21 protein-coding genes are annotated in these 19,659 nt (G+C 72.1%); 10 read left to right on the top strand and 11 right to left on the bottom strand.

Going from position 1 to position 19,659, the window contains the following annotated elements; all coding sequences use genetic code 11:
- Positions 1-85: 85 nt before the first annotated feature.
- Positions 86-1,051, bottom strand: coding sequence for a hypothetical protein (locus WMF44_RS47140; protein ID WP_437296591.1), 966 nt, complete (start codon positions 1,049-1,051; stop codon positions 86-88).
- A gap of 109 nt (positions 1,052-1,160) precedes the next feature.
- Positions 1,161-1,805 carry a glutathione S-transferase N-terminal domain-containing protein gene (locus WMF44_RS47135; protein ID WP_437296590.1) on the bottom strand — a complete coding sequence of 215 codons (645 nt, stop codon included), beginning with the start codon at positions 1,803-1,805 and terminating at the stop codon, positions 1,161-1,163.
- A 535-nt stretch (positions 1,806-2,340) separates the two neighbouring features.
- Here WMF44_RS47135 and WMF44_RS47130 point away from each other — a divergent pair.
- The 4 genes from WMF44_RS47130 (at position 2,341) to WMF44_RS47115 (ending at position 5,942) form a co-directional block, all read left to right on the top strand.
- A complete protein-coding gene (locus WMF44_RS47130; RefSeq protein ID WP_437296589.1) occupies positions 2,341-2,967 on the top strand; it encodes a high-affinity nickel-transport family protein in 627 nt (208 codons plus the stop codon).
- Between the two features lie 46 nt (positions 2,968-3,013).
- A complete protein-coding gene (locus WMF44_RS47125; RefSeq protein WP_437296588.1) occupies positions 3,014-4,354 on the top strand; it encodes a CobW family GTP-binding protein in 1,341 nt (446 codons plus the stop codon).
- Positions 4,342-5,379 (top strand): WD40 repeat domain-containing protein, encoded by a 1,038-nt coding sequence (locus WMF44_RS47120; RefSeq protein ID WP_437296587.1) that lies wholly within the window; start codon positions 4,342-4,344, stop codon positions 5,377-5,379. Before WMF44_RS47125 ends, WMF44_RS47120 begins: the two co-directional genes overlap by 13 nt.
- Before the next feature lie 212 nt (positions 5,380-5,591).
- Complete coding sequence (locus WMF44_RS47115; protein ID WP_437296586.1) at positions 5,592-5,942, top strand: hypothetical protein; 351 nt, start codon at positions 5,592-5,594, stop codon at positions 5,940-5,942.
- Between the two features lie 8 nt (positions 5,943-5,950).
- On the opposite strand, the gene WMF44_RS47110 is transcribed toward WMF44_RS47115, so the two are convergent.
- The gene (locus WMF44_RS47110; RefSeq protein ID WP_437296585.1) at positions 5,951-6,556 is read right to left on the bottom strand and encodes a DUF1826 domain-containing protein; all 606 of its coding nucleotides are present in this window, start codon (positions 6,554-6,556) and stop codon (positions 5,951-5,953) included.
- 171 nt (positions 6,557-6,727) lie between these two features.
- Here WMF44_RS47110 and WMF44_RS47105 point away from each other — a divergent pair, with 171 nt between their 5' ends.
- Together WMF44_RS47105 and WMF44_RS47100 are read left to right on the top strand one after the other, a co-directional pair.
- Positions 6,728-6,853 (top strand): hypothetical protein, encoded by a 126-nt coding sequence (locus WMF44_RS47105; protein WP_437296584.1) that lies wholly within the window; start codon positions 6,728-6,730, stop codon positions 6,851-6,853.
- 120 nt (positions 6,854-6,973) lie between these two features.
- Positions 6,974-9,118 (top strand): cytochrome C peroxidase, encoded by a 2,145-nt coding sequence (locus tag WMF44_RS47100; RefSeq protein WP_437296583.1) that lies wholly within the window; start codon positions 6,974-6,976, stop codon positions 9,116-9,118.
- Positions 9,119-9,206: 88 nt separating this feature from the next.
- Here the strand turns inward: WMF44_RS47100 and WMF44_RS47095 are convergent, their stop codons facing one another.
- Complete coding sequence (locus WMF44_RS47095; RefSeq protein ID WP_437296582.1) at positions 9,207-9,743, bottom strand: hypothetical protein; 537 nt, start codon at positions 9,741-9,743, stop codon at positions 9,207-9,209.
- Positions 9,744-9,926: 183 nt separating this feature from the next.
- The gene (locus tag WMF44_RS47090) at positions 9,927-10,667 is read right to left on the bottom strand and encodes an SDR family NAD(P)-dependent oxidoreductase (protein ID WP_437296581.1); all 741 of its coding nucleotides are present in this window, start codon (positions 10,665-10,667) and stop codon (positions 9,927-9,929) included.
- Between the two features lie 108 nt (positions 10,668-10,775).
- Here WMF44_RS47090 and WMF44_RS47085 point away from each other — a divergent pair, with 108 nt between their 5' ends.
- Positions 10,776-11,393 carry a TetR/AcrR family transcriptional regulator gene (locus WMF44_RS47085; RefSeq protein ID WP_437301689.1) on the top strand — a complete coding sequence of 206 codons (618 nt, stop codon included), beginning with the start codon at positions 10,776-10,778 and terminating at the stop codon, positions 11,391-11,393.
- Between the two features lie 33 nt (positions 11,394-11,426).
- On the opposite strand, the gene WMF44_RS47080 is transcribed toward WMF44_RS47085, so the two are convergent.
- From WMF44_RS47080 to WMF44_RS47070, 3 genes are all read right to left on the bottom strand, one after another.
- Positions 11,427-12,152: an SDR family oxidoreductase gene (locus WMF44_RS47080; RefSeq protein ID WP_437296580.1), complete on the bottom strand. Its 726-nt coding sequence runs from the start codon at positions 12,150-12,152 to the stop codon at positions 11,427-11,429.
- A 75-nt stretch (positions 12,153-12,227) separates the two neighbouring features.
- Positions 12,228-12,773 carry a hypothetical protein gene (locus WMF44_RS47075; RefSeq protein WP_437296579.1) on the bottom strand — a complete coding sequence of 182 codons (546 nt, stop codon included), beginning with the start codon at positions 12,771-12,773 and terminating at the stop codon, positions 12,228-12,230.
- Positions 12,773-14,125, bottom strand: a complete 1,353-nt coding sequence (locus WMF44_RS47070) for an AAA family ATPase (protein ID WP_437296578.1) — start codon at positions 14,123-14,125, stop codon at positions 12,773-12,775. The genes WMF44_RS47075 and WMF44_RS47070 overlap by 1 nt, the downstream gene beginning before the upstream one ends.
- A 122-nt stretch (positions 14,126-14,247) precedes the next feature.
- On the opposite strand from WMF44_RS47070, the gene WMF44_RS47065 reads away from it, so the two are divergent.
- The 3 genes from WMF44_RS47065 (at position 14,248) to WMF44_RS47055 (ending at position 16,785) form a co-directional block, all read left to right on the top strand.
- Positions 14,248-14,394, top strand: a complete 147-nt coding sequence (locus tag WMF44_RS47065) for a hypothetical protein (protein WP_437296577.1) — start codon at positions 14,248-14,250, stop codon at positions 14,392-14,394.
- Positions 14,395-14,406: 12 nt separating this feature from the next.
- Positions 14,407-15,558 (top strand): methionine aminotransferase, encoded by a 1,152-nt coding sequence (locus WMF44_RS47060; protein ID WP_437296576.1) that lies wholly within the window; start codon positions 14,407-14,409, stop codon positions 15,556-15,558.
- Positions 15,559-15,660: 102 nt separating this feature from the next.
- Complete coding sequence (locus tag WMF44_RS47055; RefSeq protein ID WP_437296575.1) at positions 15,661-16,785, top strand: acyl-CoA dehydrogenase family protein; 1,125 nt, start codon at positions 15,661-15,663, stop codon at positions 16,783-16,785.
- 82 nt (positions 16,786-16,867) lie between these two features.
- On the opposite strand, the gene WMF44_RS47050 is transcribed toward WMF44_RS47055, so the two are convergent.
- The 3 genes from WMF44_RS47050 to WMF44_RS47040 form a co-directional block, all read right to left on the bottom strand.
- The gene (locus tag WMF44_RS47050) at positions 16,868-17,224 is read right to left on the bottom strand and encodes a response regulator (RefSeq protein WP_437296574.1); all 357 of its coding nucleotides are present in this window, start codon (positions 17,222-17,224) and stop codon (positions 16,868-16,870) included.
- A gap of 79 nt (positions 17,225-17,303) precedes the next feature.
- Entirely contained in the window at positions 17,304-18,038 is a 735-nt protein-coding gene (locus tag WMF44_RS47045) for a response regulator (RefSeq protein ID WP_437296573.1), read from the bottom strand.
- Between the two features lie 22 nt (positions 18,039-18,060).
- Entirely contained in the window at positions 18,061-19,641 is a 1,581-nt protein-coding gene (locus tag WMF44_RS47040) for a sensor histidine kinase (RefSeq protein ID WP_437296572.1), read from the bottom strand.
- Positions 19,642-19,659 lie beyond the last annotated feature (18 nt).

The raw sequence follows: 19,659 nt of genomic DNA, 5'->3' as shown, positions 1-19,659 counted from the left end.
ACGCGCTTCTCGGGTATTCCGTTGGAAGCCGACCCGGCTCCCATCTTCTGTGCGACAGGCCGGCTCGCTAGGCTCCTTCGAGGGCTCAGGAGCTCCGCACCGGCTCCGCGAGCCAGCGCACCAGCGCCTCGCTCTCGAGATCGAGCAACGCATCCTCGACCTCGCCCGGACCGCTCGCGCGGGCTCGCTCGAGGATCGATCGCTCTTCTTCCGCTGTCGGCCGTCGGCCGATCCGCCGCGCAAAGAGGCGACCGAGCAGCTCCGCGATCGCCTTCTCCTCCCCGCGCTGCTCGCCCCTTCGCTCGCCTCGTTGCTCTCCTCGTTCCTCCCCTCGCCGCTCGGCCTCGAGGATCAGCTCCCCGATGATCGGGGTGCGCCGGAGCAGCCCCTCTTCCTTGTCCTCCACCATGTCGACGAGCTCCTTCATCGGATTATGCCCCCAGGGATCGATGGCCGCCATCACCAGCAGCGCTGTGTACAGCTCGGCCCGCTCCGCGGCCGTCGCCGCCCCCGCGTGGATCTCCGCGACGACGTCCTGCAGCGCCGCCGCGGTCGCGTCCCGCGCGAGGGGGGCGAACACCAGCCAGAGCACGCTGCCGCGCGCCCGGAGCTCGCCGATCGTGTGCTGGTAGACGGCATCGATCCGGAAGTGCGCGCCGCTGAACGGCCGCCCCGGCCAGGCGGTAGAGCGCTCACCCGTCGCAGGCAGGCGCCGCCTTCTGCCCGAGAGGACCACGACGACGCTCTCGATCGGCGGCACCGGCTCGCCGGGGGCATCGAGTCGGAGCGCGGCGAAGAGGAAGCCGAGGTATTCGAAGATGCGATCCGGTACGTCGTCACGGAGCGCGAAGCAGAACTCGATGTGCAGCACCCGCGGCTCGCCGTCGATCCGCAAGCGCAGGGCCTTGTCGATGCGGCGCTCGATGTTTGTGACCTGACTGTCCACCCAGCCGACGACCTCGGTGCGATGGCCCTCGGGAACGAAGGCGCGCGCCAGGTCCCCGGGCCGCCTCCGGGCGAGGTGGCGCAACGTGATGTCCGCGTCTCCCATGCGTGGCGTCCCAGGCAGATCGCATGCCACGGAGGAAAAGGCCGAAATCACGGGCTCCCCGCAGGAGGTATGCGCATCGGGCGGGTGGCGGCGCCGTGGCGGGCTGCGCTCAGGGGTCGAACCTGTAGGTCGTCTCCACGGCGGACGCCCGCGCCGCGAACTCTCGACAGAAGCCGCTCAGCGCCGGATAGGGATCGGTCGGCAGGACGCGCCGGAACTCCAGATGCGTGACGAGGCAGAACAGCGCGACCTCCAGATAGCTGAGATCCCGGTCCGACGGGAGCGCGGCGAGCGCGTGACCCGCGTTGTCCTCCAGCCATGACATGGTGTTCATGAGGCTATTTCGCTGCTTGGCGTGGTGCGCGCTTCCGTCGCCGGCCCCGGCGGCGCCGGCCATGATCAGCCCGACCTCCGTCGCCATCGCATGAACGACGAGCTCGTGGGCGTTCGCGAGGAGGGGCTCTGCGAGGTCCTCCGGCCATACCGTGCGTACCGCGCGCTTCGACTGCCGCGACAGCTCGCGGCAGATATTGAGCGCGCCGAACCACACGCCGCGGGATGTCCGGAGAGCCGGCATCTTGAGGGCGGGGTTGCCCCCGTAGTCCGCCGCGTTGGACGACATGAGGTCCCGCACGACCTCGAGCGAATAGTCGACCCCCATCTCCACGGCGAAGATCCGCGTGACGCGCGTGAAGTGCGAGCTGGAACGGCCGACGATCACGGGCTTGACGAGCTCTCCTAGAGCATCTGACATGCTTGCTCCTCCCATCCAGGAACCATTCTGTGTCGATGCGGGCCTGGCGCGTGGATCGCCTCGAGCTCCGAGCCGGCCCCGTCGTGCGGCTCCCACGCATCGTGGAGCGGCAGCATAGCTGGCGCCCGACCCGCGCTGTCAAGCATCCCATGGAGAGACGAAAAGGCGCCCCGCCAGGCCCGCGCTGGTCCCACCGCACGGACGCAGCTCCAGCCGTTCACCTCAAAATCGCCCTCGATCCAGCGACTCCGCTCTCCCGCTCACCCCGATCGGGAGACCCTTGAGCTGAGCTTGGCAGCCAGGAGCGTCGTGAAGGGCGTGCCGATCGAGAGGCGCAAGAGATGGATCTACTCAACCTTAGATACTAATGCAATTTATTTGCAAATAACACGGAGGTCGGCTACGCGGACGCCATGCACCCGAACACGGAAGCTGCGCCGCGCGTCGGCCGCGGCGCGGTCCCCAGGGCGTCCTCGGACGCAGCAGAGCTTCACCTCGAGGCGGCGCGTCGCGCGCACCGCGCCGGAGGGCGGCCGTGACTGGCGTGTCAGCGCTGCTCCTCGGGCTCGGGCTCGGCCTGCGCCACGCCACGGACGCCGACCACCTCGTCGTCGTCGCCACGTTGCTCCAGCGCGAGCGTGGGCCGCGCCGCGCCGCGCTCATCGCGGCGCTCTGGGGGCTCGGCCACTCCGCCACCTTCCTCGGCGTAGGGCTGATCGTCGTCCTCCTCGGCCTGCGCATCCCCGCGCCCTTCGAGAGGGCGGCCGAGATCCTCGTCGCGTTCATGCTGATCGCGCTCGGCGCATGGCACCTCGTCCGCCCGCAGCGACGAGCGCCGGCGCCCGGTCACGGCGGCGCCGCGCACGCGAGGTCCATCGCCATCGGCCTCGTTCACGGCCTGGCGGGCTCCGCGGGCATCGCCCTGCTCGCGACGGCGAGCATCCCCTCGCGGCTCTGGGCCGCGGCGTACCTTGCGCTCTTCGGCCTGGGCACCGTCGCCGGCATGATCGCGCTGACGGTGATCCTGTCATGGCCCATCGGGTGGACGCTGACGCGAGGAGGAGCGCCGCGCCGCTTCTCGATCGTCACGGCGGCGCTGCTCGGCATCGCGACCGGCGTGGTGGTCGGAGCCGATGCCCTCTTCGGCGCAGGGGCGCAATGACCCCTCGCCCCCCGTCACGAACGAACCCCGGAACTCGAAGGGCCCCATGAATCAAGGCAAGATCCCCGTCACCGTGCTCACCGGCTTCCTCGGAGCAGGCAAGACCACGCTCCTCAACCGCATCCTGACGGAGAACCACGGCAAGCGCATCGCCGTCATCGAGAACGAGTTCGGAGAGATCGGCATAGACCAGGCCCTCGTCATCAACGCGGACGAGGAGGTCTTCGAGATGAATAACGGCTGCATCTGCTGCACCGTGCGTGGCGACCTCATCCGCATCCTCGGCGCCCTCATGAAGCGGAAGGACAAATTCGACCATGTGCTCGTGGAGACCACGGGCCTGGCCGATCCGGGGCCGGTGGCCCAGACGTTCTTCGTCGATGACGACGTCCGCGAGCTGTTCGCGCTCGACGCCATCGTCACCCTCGTCGACGCGAAGCACATCCATCTGCACCTCGAGGACTCGAGCGAGTGCAAAGAGCAGGTCGCCTTCGCGGACGTGCTCGTGCTCAACAAGGCCGACCTCGTCACCGAGCGCGAGCTCGACGCCCTCGAGCGGCGGCTGCGCGGCATGAACACGCTGGCCCGCGTGCTCCGCGCGACGAACGCCGACGTGCCGATCGCCGACGTGCTCGGCGTGGGTGGCTTCGATCTCGACCGCGCGCTCGCCCAGAAGCCGGCCTTCCTGGAGCCCGAGTACCCGTTCGAGTGGGCTTTCGCGTTCGACCTCGCGGAGGGCGGCTGCGAGCTCGTCCTGGAGCCAGGCCCCGACGAGTGCATGGACGTCGTGGTCCTGCCGCTCGAGCCGGCGGTCGATCCGGGCGCGCGCGAGGCCGCCGAGCGCGCCGTGCGGCTCTGGGCGGAGCCGGCGGCGCGCGTCGCGCCGGGGGGTAGCCTCTTGATCGGCGACCACCCCTCCAGGCTCGCCCTGCGCGATCCGGGGACGATGCGGTTCCGGCTCAACGCGCCGAAGAGCGGGCGTTACGGCCTGTATCTGCAGCACGCCCCGAGCGAGTTCCGGGCGCGGCTGGAGTCGGCCGGCGCCGTGGAGCCAGCGGTGGCGCGCGAGTTCGCGGCTGGGCACAGCCACGATGAGCAGGTGAGCTCGGTCGGCATCCACCTCGAGGGCGCCGTCGACCGCGAGCGGCTGACCCGATGGGTCTCGGAGCTCTTGCGCGAGAAGGGCGCGGACATCTTCCGGATGAAGGGCATCCTGAACCTCCGCGGCTCCGAGAACCGCTTCGTGTTCCAGGGCGTTCACATGCTCTTCGACGGGCGCGAGGATCGGCCCTGGGGAGACGAGCGCCGCGCCAGCGATCTCGTGTTCATCGGCCGCGACCTGGACCGCAAGCAGCTGACCCGGGGGTTCCAGCGATGCCTGGCGTGACGGCGCGGGCGCCGCGCGGCAAGACCGAGCTCCCGCCGCGCTGGCGGCTCTCGGCGGGAGACCATGTCGTCGCGATGAGCGTGACGCCCGACGGCAGCCTGTGCGCGATCGGGACCGGCGCCGGGACGGTGCTCGCCGTCGAGTTGCAGACCGGCGCGGTGCGCTGGCGCGCCGAGGCGCACCCGAACGGGATCCTCGCGCTCGGGTTCTCCCCCTCCGGAGCCCGCCTGGCCACGTGCGGCCAGGATGAGAAGGCGCGCCTCTTCGACCTCAGCGGCGCCCTCGTGGCCGAGCTCCCCGGCGGGGCGGCGTGGGTCGAGCACGTGGCGTGGGCGCCCGGCGGCGAGCGCCTGGCCACCGGCTCGGGGCGGACGGTGCGCGTCTGGACCGAGCGCGGCGAGCCGGTCGTCGAGACGGAGCCGCTGCCCAGCACGGTCGCCGCGCTCGCCTGGCGGGAGGGCCGCGCCGAGCTCGCCGCGGCGTGTTACGGAGGCGTCTATCTCTGGTCGATCGCCGCCGGTGCGACGTCGCGCCACCTCGCCTGGCAGGGCTCGCTCGTGTCGATGGCGTGGAGCCCCGACGGGAAGGTCATCGCCTGCGGCAGCCAGGACCGGTCGGTGCACTTCTGGCGCCTCTCGACCGGGCAGGACTCCGAGATGCGCGGGTATCCCGCGAAGCCGAAGGCGCTCGCGTGGGACGCGCAGTCGCGCCTGCTCGCGACCGGCGGCGCCCCGGCGGTCACGGTCTGGGACTTCTCGGGCAAAGGCCCCGAGGGCACCCGTCCAATCGAGCTCGAAGGTCATCAAGACACGTGCCTCCAGCTCGCGTTCAGCCCGCGCAAGGGGGTGCTCGCGAGCGGCGCCCAGGACCACGGCGTGCTGCTCTGGGAGCCGCGGCGGCTCGCCAGGCCGGTGCGCTACGCGTTCCTGGAGGACAAGGTCACCGCGCTCGCCTGGCACCCCGCGCACGCGGGGCTCCTCGGCGCAGACGCCTCCGGCACGGTCGTGCTCTGGCAGGTGGAGTAGCGGCAAGGCTGGCCGGGAGCCGGGCTTGACCAGGCGATTGCCGTTTCACAAGAATTTTCGATGACTACCGCACGCGGTGCGGGTAGGTTTGGTCACCTGGAGCCCAATTTCTCGTGTCTGCCAGCCGAGGAGTCGTGCTTCAGGGGTTGATGCAATCAGCCTCATCACCTTTCAGAGCTGTGCGTTTTCCCGCGCTCGACAAGGAGACCAGGATGAAGGACCACGCGACGCACGATGAGCATGCGCACGATCACGGCCAGGCGTGCGGACACCAGGCGATACGTCACGGTGACCACGTCGACTACCTGCACGATGGCCACTTGCACCACCGGCATGACGACCATGTCGACGAGCACGTCCTCTCGGTGAACGAGGAGAACCCTGCACAGTGCACCCCGAACCACGCGTGCTCAGGGCACGACGTGAAGCACGCGCACGGAGACAACTGCGGGCACCCCGCTGTTCCTCATGGAGATCACGTGGACTTCCTCGTCGACGGCCACTTGCACCACCCGCACGGCGGGCACTGCGACCATCACGGCGACGTACAGCTGACGGCGTAGCCGCGGATTCAGGCCAGGGCGTCGAGCGTCACGACGACACGCGGCGACGTTCCGGGGGGCGACCGGTGCACCGCGCCGCGATCCTGGTTGCCCGGCCACGCCTCTCCCTTGAGCAGCCCGACGTCGAACGGCTCCATCCGGCGGAGGCGCGCGCCGGCGCGCAGCACGCCGGAGACCTCGTCGGGGAGGCCGTTCGCGCGGTGTCCGAGCCGGTCGCGCCGGACGGCCGCGTGCTCTGCCCACTCCGTCCCAGGCCCGACATAGGTGGTCACCAGGCGGACGGTCACCATGTCCGCGTGCAGACGAGGGCACATGGGTTTGTCGAGCCGCGCGAGCCGCAGGCCGACCCGCGGGCAGCCCGTGAGATCCGCGAAGAGCGATATCAGCCCGCGCACGTCCTCGAGGAAGGCTTCACGACCGGGCGAGGGGGGTGCTCCAGCAGCCAGCGCCGCGAGGTCGGGCGCGACCGGATCGACGCTCAGCGCCTCGGCGAGCGGCCGTGGCAGCAGCCATTCGCGCACGAAGCCGTCCACGTCGGGGTCGACGCCCCGCCGCAGCACGCAGACGCTCACCTCGGGCGCCGCGAGCTCGGCCAGGTCGACGAGCTCCGTCACGACGCGCGTCGAGCTGGCTGGCGCCGCGCGCGGCGATGCGAAATTCTCGTGTTCCTCAGCGGTCGTTGTCGTCATCACGTCTTGTCTGGCCTTCCGTGGTGGGCGCCGCGACATGAGCCACCATGCCGCGACGAAGTCTCGCGAGCCATGATGCCATGGGGCACGGCGTTGATGCAATCAAGTTGCATCAACGGGCAACCGGTGGAGGGAGCGCTCGACGTCGGCTACCGCTGCGGAGACAACGACCTGAACGACTCGCCTCCTGACTGGGAACGCGTCATCTATCACGCGGATTGAGCCGGGGTCCGAGCAGGCCGCTCACCCCCGCCTGTCCGGCGCTCCGGCCAGGCACGGCGAGCGACCATCCCGCGGCGGCGCCCCTGTCACACTCTCGCCCGCTGGGCCGATGGCCCAGGCATGAGAGCCGCCGCTCCGACCGCCCTCGCCCTCCTCGCCCTCGCCTGCACCCCCTCCCCGCGCGACCCGGCCCCGGCGCCGCCGCCCAGCCCCCCTGCCGCGGCGGAGGCGCCGCCGCGGCCCACCTGCGCCCGGCGAGCGGCGGGCCCCGCGCCCGCGCCCCTCGACGCGACGCACGCCGGCTCCGGCGTCGCCCTCGCAAACCTCGGCGGGCGCACCCTCGCGTTCGTCGCCGACGAGGACGACGCCGCCCTCCACACCGTCGACATCGACGCACGCGCCGCGCTCGCGCGCACGCCGCTCGCTGGCCGGCCCGCCCAGGTGATCGTGCTGGGCGACGGCCGCGTCGTGGCCTCGCTGCGCGACCGCGCCCTGCTCGAGGTGCTGGAGCCGGTGGGCCCTGCCGCCCCGCTCCAGCGAAGGTGTCTGGTGCCCGTGGCGAGCGAGCCGGTGGGCCTCGCGATGACGCCGGACCGCGCCACGCTGCTCGTCGCGAGCCGCTGGGGCCACGCGCTCACCAGCCTCGCGACAGCCGACCTCCGGCGCACCGGCGAGCTCCCGCTCGCCCGCGATCCCAGCGCGGTCGTCGCGTCGAGCGACGGCCGGCGCGCGTTCGTCTCCCACGCGGTCGGCGGCCGCATCAGCGTCGTGACGCTCGGCGAAGGCGGCGCGCCGACCGGCGCACGCGAGCTGTCGACCGACGGGGTGGAGCGGCGCGCCCCGAGATCGACGTCGAAGCTCGCCAAGCCTTTCCCCCGCAGCTCGAGCGGGCCCTCACGGAAAGTGCCCTTCGATTTCGAGGACGGGACGCCGTTCCAGATGCGCCGCCCGACGGTGAGCGTGGATCGCCGCGGCTCCCAGGGCTTCGCGCTGGCGCGCGCGGCGAGCGGCGCGGTCTTCGCGCCCATCGCGCTCGTCGATCCGGGGCCCGCGACGGGCGCCGGCGGTTACGGCAGCGCGCTCGTCCACACCGTGATCGAGCACATCGCGGTCGTCGACGCGATGGGCGAACGCGCGGACGTCCCGCCGGTCTCGGCCCACCTCGGGCTCCGCGGCTGCCGGCTCCCGCGCGCTGCAGCGATCGAGCCCGGGGACGACGTCCTGCTCGTCGCGTGCCTCGGCCACGACGAGGTGATCGCCTACGACGCCCGCGCCCAGATCCCCGGCAAGCCGCAGCGGACCGGATCGGCGCGGGAACGCGAGATCTTCCGCGCCCGCGTGGGCGCCGGGCCCACCGCCATCGCGGTCGACGGCGCGCGCCGGCGCGCCGTTGTCTTCTCCCGGTTCGACGGCGCGCTGACGATCCTGCCCGCCGCGCGCGACCCGGAGCCGACCGCGATCGGCGCCAGCGGCAAGGAGCTCGCGGGCGAGCTGCCGGTCATCCCCCTGCCCCGCGCGTCGCGCCTCGACGAGCAGCGCGCGGAGGGCCAGCGGCTGTTCCACGCGGCCGGCGGCCGTCGCGTCGCGTTCGACGGCCGCGCCTGCGCCAGCTGCCACCCCGACGGCCGCGACGACGCGCTCACCTGGTCGACGCCGGAGGGCCCGCGCCAGACGCCGATGCTCATGGGGCGGCTCCAGGGCACCGCGCCGTACGGCTGGGAGGGCGGCAAGAAGGACCTGGAGAGCCACTTCGCCCGCACCATGTCCCGGCTCGCGGGCACCGGCCTGAGCGCGAAGGAGCGCGACGCCCTCTTCGCGTACCTCCGTGGCATGGATCCGCCGGCCGAGGCGGCGGTCCTCACGGCCGAGGAGCGCGCCGCGCTCGTGGCGGCGCCGGCCGGCGCCGGAGAAGCGGCGACCGCCGAGACGGCAGCCGCGGCGGCCGGCGCCCGCGCGGCCCTCGCCGCGCGCGGCGACGAGATCTTCCACGCCCGCGAGGCGGGCTGCTCGAGCTGCCATGTCGGCGACGAGCTGACCACCGACGGCGCGCGGCACGACGTGCGGAGCGCGACGCGCTTCGAGACGGAGCGCTCCTTCGAGACGCCCTCGCTGCGCTTCGTCGGCCGGTCCGCGCCGTACTACCACGACGGCCGCTACCCGACGCTGCTCGCGCTGGTCGAGGGGGTGGACGGCTCCATGGGCCACACGGCCCACCTGTCGGCCGGCGATCGGCGCGCCCTGGTCGCTTACCTGGAGTCGCTCTGAGGGCGGCGCGGCCGGTCTGATATGCGTCGTCCCGAGCGGGGCGACGCTCGGCTGCCACGCGCCCGATCTTCACGCCTCTCGCGGGAGCTCACGAGTGGCGAATCGGCTCCGCGAGCCAGCGAACCAGCGCCTCGCCCTCGAGATCGAGCAAGGCATCCGTGACCTCCCCAGGGCCGTTCGCTCGGGCTCGCTCGAGGATCGAACGCGCTTCGTCAGCCGTCGGCCGTCGCCCGATCCGCCGCGCGAAGAGGCGGCCGAGCAGCTCTGCGATCGCCTCCTGCGCTCGTTCTTCGCCTCGTCGCTCGGCCTCGATGATCATCTCTCCGATGATCGGCGTGCGCCGCAGCAGCCCCTCTTCCTTGTCCTCCACCATGTCGATGAGCTCCTTCCGCAGATTATGCCGCCAGGGATCGATGGCGGCCATCACCAGGAGCGCCGTGTACAGCTCGGCCCGCTCCGCCGCGGCCTTTGCCCCCGCGTGGATCTCCGCGACGACCTCCCGCAGCGCCGCCGCGGTCGCGTCCCGCGCCAGCGGGGCGAACACCAGCCAGAGCACGCTGCCGCGCGCCCGGAGCTCCGCGACCGTGCGCTGGTAGACGGCGTCCACGCGGGGTGGCGGCGCCATGGCGGGCTGCGCTCAGAGGTCGAATCGAGCTGCGATCTCGCTTGCCGACGCCGGCGCCGCGAAATGCCGAATGTCGGCAGATACCGATGCTCCTGGGACAACTCGACGGCACCGCGCCGTACCTCCCTGGAGTCGCCCTGGTGGCCGCGCGACCAGCGCCATGGCGGGCCGCGCAGCCCCCCCTCAGGCCGTGAACCCGCCGTCGATGGTGATCGTCGCTCCGGTGATGAAGCGCCCGCCTTCGCCGGCAAGATGAGCGACCGTGGCGGCGATGTCGTCGGTGTTGCCGTAGTGACCGAGCGCGAGCATGCTCCGCTGCCCATCCGCTCCAGCGCCGTTGGCCGGGTTCATGTCCGTGTCGATCGGGCCGGGCTGGATGAGGTTGGCGGTGATGCCGCGCGGCCCGAGATCGCGGGCGAGGCCCTTCGTGAGGCCGACAAGCGCGGTCTTGCTCATGGAGTACAGCGTGATTCCCGGCCCCGGCACCCGGTCGGCGAGGCAGCTGCCGATGCTGACGATGCGCCCGCCAGCGCCCATGTGCCGCGCCGCGGCCTGCGAGGCGAGGAAGACGCCCCGCACATGGATCCCCAGCGTCTTGTCCAGGTCCGCGAGCGTCACGGCCTCGAGCGGCGCCATGATGGCGACACCGGCGTTGTTGACGAGGATGTCCAGCCTGCCAAACTCGGCCACCGTCCGATCGACCGCGGCGACGATCGCAGCCGGATCCGCGGTGTCCGCCGCGATCGCCATCCCCCGCCGACCCGCCGCCTCGACGTCGGCGATCACCGAGCGCCCCCTGTCCGCGGCGCTCACGTACGTCAGCGCCACATCCGCCCCGCCCCGCGCCAGCCGCTTGACGATCGCCGCGCCAATCCCACGGCTGCCCCCGGTCACCAGCGCCACCTTGCCTGCGAATTCCGCCACGTGAACCTCTTTTCTGTACAGATCGATACAGAACGTATACGCTGTCCAGTGACCGGTGGTCAATCGGTTTTTTATCGATCGTCACAGAAATACAGAAAGGTCTCGATGATGGTCGGACGGGGTCGCCCTCGCAGCTTCGATCGAGACGCCGCCTTGCGGCGGGCGATGGAGGTGTTCTGGGAGCGGGGCTACGAGGGCACCTCGCTCAGCGATCTCACGGCCGCGATGGGCATCAACTCGCCGAGCCTCTACGCCGCGTTCGGCTGCAAGGAGGCGCTGTTTCGCGAGGCCGTGGCGCTCTACAGCGAGGTCGAGGGCGCGGCGACGAGCCGGGCCATGAGCGACGAGCCGACGGCGCGCGGGGCGGTCGAGGCGATGCTGCGCGGCAACGTGGAGGGGTACGCGACGCCGGGCAAGCCGAGCGGCTGCATGATCGTGCTCGCCGCGACGCTCGGCACGCCGGAGAACGAGCGCGTGCGCGCCTACCTCGCCGGGTGCCGGCGGGCGGCGCTCGACGCGCTCCGGCGCCGGCTGGATCGCGGCGTCGCCGAGGGCGACCTGCCGGCGGGCACCGACACGGCGGCGCTCGCCGCCTTCTACACCACCGTGCTCCAGGGCCTCTCCCTGCAGGCCCGCGACGGCGCCTCGCGCGAGGCGCTCCAGGCGATCGTCGACTGCGCGATGGCGGCATGGGAGACGCTGGCGAGGCCGCGCGCCGCTGTCTGAGCGCGCGCGGCGGCGCGCGAGGCGAGCCAACCTCTACGTGGCTTCGTTCATCGGCCGCATGACGATCTGCACGATACGCGAGCGGTCCCGCGGCAGCGCGGCGAGCACCACGGCCTCGGCCACGTCCTCCGGCGTGGAGAAGCCGCGCATGCGCTCCGAGCCGGCGGTGCGCCCGTCGCCGAGGGCGAAGTGGGTCTCGACGCCGCCCGGACAGACGGCGCTCACCTTGATGTTGTCCTGCCAGAACTCGCGATCGAGCGCCTGGGTCAGGCCCATCTGCGCGAACTTGGACGCGCAGTAGATGGCCTCGCTCGGATAGCCCTGCAGGCCGGCGACGCTGGCGACGTTGATGATGTGGCCGCCGCCCTGGCGGCGCATGTGGGGGATCACCTCGCGGCAGAAAAGCCACGTCCCCTTCACGTTCGTCGCCATGATGCGGTCGTAGTCGTCCTCCGACCACTCGAGGAAGGGCCGGTATCCGCCGATGCCCGCGTTGTTGACGAGGATGTCGACCCGCCCGAGCTGGCGGACGGCCTCCTCCACGCACGCGGCGACGGACGCCGCGCGGGTGACGTCGGCCTCGATCATCCGCCCGCGTCCGCCCGCCTCGCGGAGCTCCCGCTCGAGCGCCGCCAGATCGGCCGCGTTGCGCGCCACGCCGACCACGACGGCCCCCTCCCGGCTCAGCGCGAGCGCGCTGGCCCTCCCGATTCCCCTGCTCGCCCCGGTGATGAGCGCGATCTTGTCCTTCAGCCGCACGGTGTCCCCCTCTCTCCGCCGCGCGCAGAGGAGAGGAACGGAGCGCCGCCCCCCGCGCCGGCGGCAAGCACGCTATCACGGGCGCGGCTCGCCGGCGCGGAGCCGATACACGACCTCAGCCGGAGCGCCGGCCTCGAGCCAGGACAGGGCGCGGCCGCCCTCGGCCCCCGGGTTGACCCACACGATCGTCCGGAGCGCACGGACACGCCGCGACGCCCCAGCGAACAGGCCCCGCGCCGCGTCGTCCAGGGAGAGGATCGTCCGATCTGCGACCTGCGCCGCCTCGACCAGATGGACGTCCTTAAGCATCGCCGCGCGCCCCGGCTCGGTCGCCGGGGCGGCCTCGATCTCCCTGCGCAGCGAGGGATCCGCGGGCACGTCCTCCAAGAGCAGCTTCTTGCGGGCAACCATGGCGACCCGCCACTGGCTCGCGAACACCGACTGATGCTTGTTCCACTCGTCTCGGATGGCAGGGGGCATGACGGCCCGATGGCAGACGTCGAGCACCGTCTTCAGGGCGTCGCGGCACTGCTTGGACAGCGGGTATGTCGCGCCCTCGCCGCCCGCCGCACGGGCCACCGAGGCGTCGATGACGAGGCGCCGAGACGCCTTGGCGCGCATCAGCGCCCGGCCAGCCGCGCTTCGGCGGCGTCCAGGTACCGGCTCTGCACGGCCAGCGCGACCTCGGCGAAGTCTTCGGGCCAGTCCCCGAACGCGCCCGCGTCGTCCAGTTCGGCGCTCCGGACCTCGGTCGCACCGTCCTCGGTCTGGGAGAACCAGTGGAGCGCCACACGATCCGGTGAGAGCGCCCCTTCGGCGACGAGCGATTGCACGCCGAGCAGCAAGAGAGAGCTGTGCGTCTCGGCGACGATGCGCACGCCGCGGCTCGCGGCGTCCGCCAGGATCTGTGCTAGCGCGACCTGCGCCCGCGGGTGCAAGTGAATCTCCGGCTCCTCAAGGTATACGAGCTGACCGGGGCGCGCGATGAGGAGCGCCACGACCACCGGCAGGCACTGCGACAGACCGAAGCCCACGTCGGCGATGCTGACGAGATCACGCGCTCCCCCGCGGCCACCCCGGCGGAGGCGCCCGACGCGCAGCTCGACCTGCGTGTCGTCGATGCGGGAAGTCTCGACCTTCCACGTCAGCCCGAGCCTCTCCAGCGCCGCCCCGAGCTGCTTTTGTCGGATGTCCTTGGTGATCTGCCAGTGATGGATGATGCTGGCCACATAAGGCTCAAACGTACCGGGGAAGACGCCGCCCACAGCCGACGTCTTGTAGGTGCGCGTCGGGTTGCCGCGAAGCGCGGGTACGTGAATGATGCCTAGCAGCGCCGTGTCTATCAACCGAGGCGGGCCCATCACCGTTCCCGCCACATTAGCAAGACGGCCTATGCGCTTTCCCTCGGCTCGGACCGTCAGAAAGCAACGATCGCGAACAACGGAGAGGCTTTGAAACAACGTGGCGATCTGCTCGCGATCGCCTCCGGGGAGGGAATCAAGAATCTCGTCGCGAGACGCTCCGACCCGCACCGTGGAGGGCGATTCGCCTGGTCGCGGCGAGGACATTTCCACGAGGTCGAAGCCCATTCCAGGTTGTCGTTTGAAGCGCACCGTCACCTCTCCGCCCCCGATGACGGCCATCGTGACCGCGAAGCCTTCGCTCATGCGCCTCTTCCCGCTTCGCGAGAGCAACTGCTCTGCTGCGGTGAACCGCACATGCGGCCCATCGAGCAGGAGCGCGCCGGGATCGTAGGGTGCCTCGAGGGTCTGCTTGAGCAGGAGCGGCGCCTGCATCACGCTCGACTTGCCGGAACTGTTAGCGCCGGCGAGGAGCGTCAACGGACGTATCGCGACCTCCGTCCGCTGCCGCAGCGACTTGTACCCCTCGACCGCGACGGCGCTGATGCCGGCGGCTGGCGGAGCCTGCCTCGCGCGCGGGGAGGCCTTCTTCGTCCGCTCGTCCTTCGCCATCTTGCCGGGCGCACTGTCCCATACAGCGCCCCCGCGGTCCAGATTCACCGGCCCGCGCGGACCGCACCTGCCCGGCGGACCGCCGCCGCCCCGCCCCTCCCTCGAGCGGTTACTCCAAAGGCATGCGGCAGAACGTCGTCCTCACCCTCTCGCAGACCAAGCGCGCCGGCGCCCTGTCCTGGCTCCTGCTCCAGGCCGCCGGCCTGGTCTCGACGTCGGCCGTCGCCGCACGCGCGCCGCCGGGGAGCGCGGCCGCGCAGAAGGGGTGATATAAGCCTGCCATGACCACGCCCGCGCTCCCATCGAAGCTGCCGTCGACCGGCGTCAGCATCTTCACGGTGATGACGCGGCTCGCGAACGAGCACGGCGCCATCAACCTGTCGCAGGGCTTTCCGGATTTCGACTGCGCGCCGGAGCTGGTGGAGGCCGTCGCCCGCCACATGCGCGCCGGCCACAACCAGTATGCCCCCATGCCCGGCGCGCTGGCCCTGCGCGAGGCGCTCGCGATGAAGATCAAGCGGCTCTATGGCCGCCGCTACGATCCGGCGACCGAGATCACGATCACCTCGGGCGCCACCGAGGGCATCTTCAGCACGATCACGGCCTTCGTCCGCCCCGGGGACGAGGTCATCCTGTTCCAGCCCTGCTACGACTCGTACGCGCCGGCCGTGCTGCTGAACGGCGGAACGCCCGTGTTCGTCACGCTCCGCTTTCCGGAGTACCGCGTCGACTGGGACGAGGTGCGGCGCGCGATCACCCCGCGCACGCGGCTCCTGCTCATCAACTCACCGCACAACCCGACCGGAACGGCGCTGTCGGCCGACGACATGCGGGAGCTCGCCCGCGTCGTGGACGGGCGGGACGTCGTCGTCGTCGGCGACGAGGTCTACGAGCACATCCTCTTCGACGGGCGCCGGCACGAGAGCCTCGCGCGGTATCCGGAGCTCTCGGATCGCTCCGTCGTCATCAGCTCCTTCGGCAAGACGTACCACACGACCGGCTGGAAGGTGGGCTATTGCGCGGCGCCGCAGGCGCTCTCGGCCGAGATCCAGCGGGTGCACCAGTTCGTGACGTTCGCGGTGAACGGCGCCATCCAGCACGCGTATGCCGAGGTCGTGACGCGCGACCCGCTCGCCGCCGATCTCGCGCCGTTCTACCAGGCGAAGCGGGATCTCTTCCTGAAGCTCATCGAGGGCTCGCGGCTCCGCCCGCTGCCGTGCGAGGGCACGTATTTCCAGCTCGTCGACTATTCCGAGATCACGACGGAGCGAGACGCCGATTTCGCGCGGAGCCTCCTCCGCGAGCACGGCGTCGCCGCGATCCCGATCTCCCCGTTCCTCTCCGGCGTGGAGCCCGGGCCCGTCCTGCGGTTCTGCTTCGCCAAGCGGGACGAGACGCTCGAGCGCGCGGCGGAGCGGCTGCGCCGGGTCTGAGGCGTCCGCCGCGGCGGGCCGCCGGAGCGCCACGCTCTGTACATCCAGCTTCGTTGACAAACAAACCAACTCAATGCCTCGCAGCCACAGAGGAACGACCTCATGAATGCAGAGAAGAACGACGCACGTCAGGCCGGCGAGCTCCTCGCCGAGGCCGAGCGGATCTCGGCGGTCCTCGCCGAGCACGCGGCCCGGCACGACCGGGACGCCACCTTCCCGGTCGAGGGGCTGGCCGCCACGATCCGCTCCCCGATCAACACGGCGCTGCTCGGCGGGGCCGCGGGCGACGACGCCGCCCGTGCGCCCTGCTCGTGGCTCACCTTCGGCCGCATCGTCGCGCTCCTCGCGCGGGGCGACGCGTCGTTCGCCACGGCGTGGCTCATGCACCAGGGCGCCATGTCGGTGTACCGCGCCCTGGTCGACCCCGGCGAGCGGTCCCGCTTCGAGCAGGCGATCCGCCGCGGCGCGTGGGTCGGCAACGCGCTCTCCGAGCCCACCAGCGGCAACATGTTCCTCGTGCCGCGCCAGGTGGCCCAGAAGGCCGAGGGCGGCTATCGCCTGACCGGCGAGAAGCGCTTCGTCACCGGGTGCGAGCACGCGGATTTCTTCTTCACGGCCGCGGTCTGCGACGGCCAGCCCGCGTTCTTCCTCATCGAGAAGGACGACTCGATCGCCATCGAGCCCGTCTGGGACACGCTCGGCATGCGGGCCACGCGCAGCCAGATCGTCCGCTTCCAGGGCACGCTCCTGCCCGAGTCGCGGCGGCTCGCGGTCGATCCCACGGCGCCCAACCCCATTCCCAACGGCCTCGGCTGGCTCTCCGTGGGCATCGCCGAGGCCGCCATGGCCGCGGCCGTGGCCTACGCCAAGGAGCGGGTCCTGCCGCCGGGGGACCGGCCCATCGCCGAGCTGCAATGGGTGCAGTTCGCCGTGGCCGACATGAGCCTGCGCCTCGAGGCCGCGCGCGCCCTCGCCATGCGCACCGCCGCCGCCCTGGACGCGGGCGACCCGAGCTACGGCCTCCTGCAGCTGCAGTCCAAGGTGGTGGCCAACGAGGCCGCGGTGGCCATCGCCACCTCGGCCCTGGAGATCGCCGGCGGCGCCGGGTACATGCGCAGCCGCCCCATCGAGCGCCACCTGCGCGACGCGATGAGCGGCCCCATCATGGCCCTGTCCGGCCCCGCGATCCGCGACATCGTGGGCAAGGCCCTGCTCGGCGTCGCGTGACGCCGCGCGCGCGGCCGTCTCGCGCCGCGCGAGCCCGCGCCGCATCGGAGGGCGCGGCGCCGGCGCGCACGGCGCCTACGCGTCAGCCGAGCAGCTGCCGGATCCGATCGAGCAGATCCGGAAAGCCGATCCCCTTCGAGAGCACCGCGTCCGGCGGGGGCGCGTCGCCGAGGGCCTCGTCGCCGCTGCCGCTGATCAGCACCGCCTTCGCGCGCGGCAGGCGCGCCCGCAGCAGCGCCACGAGATCGGTGCCGTGGCCGTCGCCGAGGTTCTGATCGAGCAGCGCGAGGTCGTACCGCGCGCCCTCCGCCGCGATCTTCCGCCCGGCCTCGGCGAACGAGCCGGCCTCCTCCACCTGGAAGCCCTCGTCCTCCAGGAGCGTCGCGAGCACGAACCGGGACGACGCGTCGTCGTCGACGAGGAGCACGGTCACGCTCACGCCGCCCTCCTCCGCCCGCGCGGTCGCGGCCGGGCAGGGCGGAGCGCCCGCCCCTGCCCGGCGCCATGTCCCGCGGCCCTCAGCACGTCCCCGGGTCGCTCCGGGCGCGCGCGATCGTGTGCATCAGCTCGCGCACCTCGAACGGCTTGTGGAGGCAGGCGTACCCGCCCTGGCTCGTGAACGCGTGGATCATCTCCGGCGTCGCGTGGCCGGTCATCGCGATCACCGTGATCCCCCGGCTCAGCCGCCGGATCTGCTCGTGGGTCCTCACGCCGTCCAGGGACGGCATCCGCAGGTCGAGCACGCACACGTCGACCGCCGCGTCCCGCGCGCGCTGGATGGCCGTGTGCCCGTCGTACGCGGCCTCCGCGCGCAGCCCGGCCGCCGTGAGCCCCGCCACGATCGACTCCGCGACCGCGGGGAGGTCGTCCACCACGAGCACGCCGCGCGACGAGAGGGCCCGCGCGATGATCCGCATGAGGTGCTCCATCGAGAACGGCTTGTAGATGACCGCGTAGACGCCCTCGCCGATGCCCTGCTCGATGAGCTGCTCGCGCGCGAAGCCGGTCATCAGCACCACCGTGAGCTCCGGCTGGAGCCGCTTGATCTCCCGGAACGTCGCGACGCCGTCGAGGCCGGGCATCCTCACGTCGCTCAGCACGAGCGCGAAGCGCCGCTGCCTCACGAGCTCGAGCGCGTGCGCCCCGTCCCGCGCCTCGACGACCTCGTACCCCTCGAGCTCGAGGTTCGCGGCGAGCGTGGCGCGCATCCCCTCCTCGTCGTCCACCACGAGCACCGGTCCGGTCCCTTGCATCGACGGCCGTCTCCCTCCGCTGTCACGCGGGCTGCATGGAGGAGTGTACCTCCGGCGCCGCGGCGCGCGGTAACCGGATGGTGAACGTCGTCCCCGCGCCGGGCGCGCTCTCCACCGCGATCGTGCCGCCGTGCAGGCGGACGATCCCGGCGGTGATCGCGAGCCCGAGGCCCGTCCCCTTCAGCTTCGTGCTGAAGAGCGGCTCGAAGATCTTCGCGAGGTGCTCCTCCTCGATCCCCTCCCCGTTGTCGGCCACCTCGAGGCTCACGGCCTCGTCGCATACCCGTCCAACCACGCGCACCCACCCTTCGCGTTCGACCGGGATCGCCTCGGCCGCGTTCTGGATCAGGTTCACGAGCACCTGCCGGAACTGGTCCTTGTCGAGGCTCGGCACCGGCAGCGCCGCCGGCACGAGGTTCTCCAGGCGCACGTGCGCGGGCGGCGCGACGACCGACATGGCGTCGTCCACCAGGGGCGCTAGCGGACAGGCGGTGCGGCGGAGCCTGCGCTCACGCGCGAAGTCCAGGAGATCGCCGATGATCCGGTTGCACGAGAGCAGCTCCTTCTCCATCAGGCCGAGGAGCTGGGCGACGCGCGGCTCCGCGCCGACCTCGGTCCCGGCGAGGCGCTTCTTGAGGTAGTGCGTCGCGTTCCGGATGGCGCCGAGCGGGTTGCGGAGCTCGTGCCCGACGCTCGCCGCGAGCTGCCCTATCGCCGCGAGCCGCTCGACGCGCACGCTCGACGCCTGGGCCTCGCGCAAGCTCTCGGCCATGTGGCGGAGCGCCGTGCCCATGCGCCCGAACTCGTGCTTTCCCAGGTCGGGCAGCGGGTAATCGAGGTCGCCTCCGGCGATGCGCCGCGAGCACTCCGCGAGCGCGCCGAACCCGCGCGCCATCGAGCGCAGGAGCCCGCCGAGGAGGACGACGAGGAGCACGAGCGCCGCCGTCATCAGCGCGGTGCTCGCGATCCTGATCCTGGCGCCTGCGCGGCCCGCCTCCTCCGCGTTCCGCGCGACGTCGCGCCGCGCGTCGGCGATGGCCGCGTCGATCTGGGGCACGAACCCCTCCTCGTACTCGGCCTCGGGGCGCTCCACGAACCTCCGGTAGGCCGCCAGGTCCCCGGCGCTCGCCATGCGGGACACGTGGTCCACGCCCCCGGCGATCGTCGCGAAGCTCGCGCGCATCCGGCGCAGGCGCTCGTCGCCCTCCTGCGCCTCGCGCAGCGCCTCGGGGCCGCGCTCGCCCTCGATCAGCGCCCGCTCGAGCGGCGCCCACGCCCACTGGAGCGGCTCCCGCGCCCGCTCGAGCGGCGCCCGCGCCCGCTCGAGCGCCTCCGCCGCGGCCAGGTCCCGCGCGACGAGCCCGGCCAGGTGATGGAGCTCCTCGGTGTCGCCGCCGCCGAGGGAGATCTCCGCGGCTTCCCGCATGTAGCGGCCGGCGTGGTTGGCGAGCGTGACGTGGCGGGTGAGACCCTCGTACGACAGCTCGGCGCGCCGCTGGAGCCGCGTCATGCTGGCGGACGTGACGTGGAGCGCGCCGGTCGCGAGCAGCAGGACGGCCGCGGCCACGGCGAAGATCAGCGAGAGGGCGGCCCGGATGCTCATCGCGGCGCCTCGGCCGCG

Source organism: Sorangium sp. So ce426 (genome assembly GCF_051475585.1).
GTDB lineage: Bacteria > Myxococcota_A > Polyangia > Polyangiales > Polyangiaceae > Sorangium > Sorangium cellulosum_B.
Note: the sequence above shows the minus strand (reverse complement) of the source record. Positions and strands in the feature narration are given on the sequence as shown.

Coding starts and splice junctions, on each gene's coding strand:
- WMF44_RS47115 (WP_437296586.1), top strand. CDS start 5,592: ATGAAGGACCACGCGACGCACGATGAGCATGCGCACGATCACGGCCAG.
- WMF44_RS47040 (WP_437296572.1), bottom strand. CDS start 19,641: ATGAGCATCCGGGCCGCCCTCTCGCTGATCTTCGCCGTGGCCGCGGCC.
- WMF44_RS47075 (WP_437296579.1), bottom strand. CDS start 12,773: ATGCGCGCCAAGGCGTCTCGGCGCCTCGTCATCGACGCCTCGGTGGCC.
- WMF44_RS47070 (WP_437296578.1), bottom strand. CDS start 14,125: ATGGCGAAGGACGAGCGGACGAAGAAGGCCTCCCCGCGCGCGAGGCAG.
- WMF44_RS47135 (WP_437296590.1), bottom strand. CDS start 1,805: ATGTCAGATGCTCTAGGAGAGCTCGTCAAGCCCGTGATCGTCGGCCGT.
- WMF44_RS47095 (WP_437296582.1), bottom strand. CDS start 9,743: ATGGCGCCGCCACCCCGCGTGGACGCCGTCTACCAGCGCACGGTCGCG.
- WMF44_RS47060 (WP_437296576.1), top strand. CDS start 14,407: ATGACCACGCCCGCGCTCCCATCGAAGCTGCCGTCGACCGGCGTCAGC.
- WMF44_RS47100 (WP_437296583.1), top strand. CDS start 6,974: ATGAGAGCCGCCGCTCCGACCGCCCTCGCCCTCCTCGCCCTCGCCTGC.
- WMF44_RS47065 (WP_437296577.1), top strand. CDS start 14,248: ATGCGGCAGAACGTCGTCCTCACCCTCTCGCAGACCAAGCGCGCCGGC.
- WMF44_RS47125 (WP_437296588.1), top strand. CDS start 3,014: ATGAATCAAGGCAAGATCCCCGTCACCGTGCTCACCGGCTTCCTCGGA.
- WMF44_RS47120 (WP_437296587.1), top strand. CDS start 4,342: ATGCCTGGCGTGACGGCGCGGGCGCCGCGCGGCAAGACCGAGCTCCCG.
- WMF44_RS47105 (WP_437296584.1), top strand. CDS start 6,728: ATGCAATCAAGTTGCATCAACGGGCAACCGGTGGAGGGAGCGCTCGAC.
- WMF44_RS47140 (WP_437296591.1), bottom strand. CDS start 1,051: ATGGGAGACGCGGACATCACGTTGCGCCACCTCGCCCGGAGGCGGCCC.
- WMF44_RS47055 (WP_437296575.1), top strand. CDS start 15,661: ATGAATGCAGAGAAGAACGACGCACGTCAGGCCGGCGAGCTCCTCGCC.
- WMF44_RS47085 (WP_437301689.1), top strand. CDS start 10,776: ATGGTCGGACGGGGTCGCCCTCGCAGCTTCGATCGAGACGCCGCCTTG.
- WMF44_RS47045 (WP_437296573.1), bottom strand. CDS start 18,038: ATGCAAGGGACCGGACCGGTGCTCGTGGTGGACGACGAGGAGGGGATG.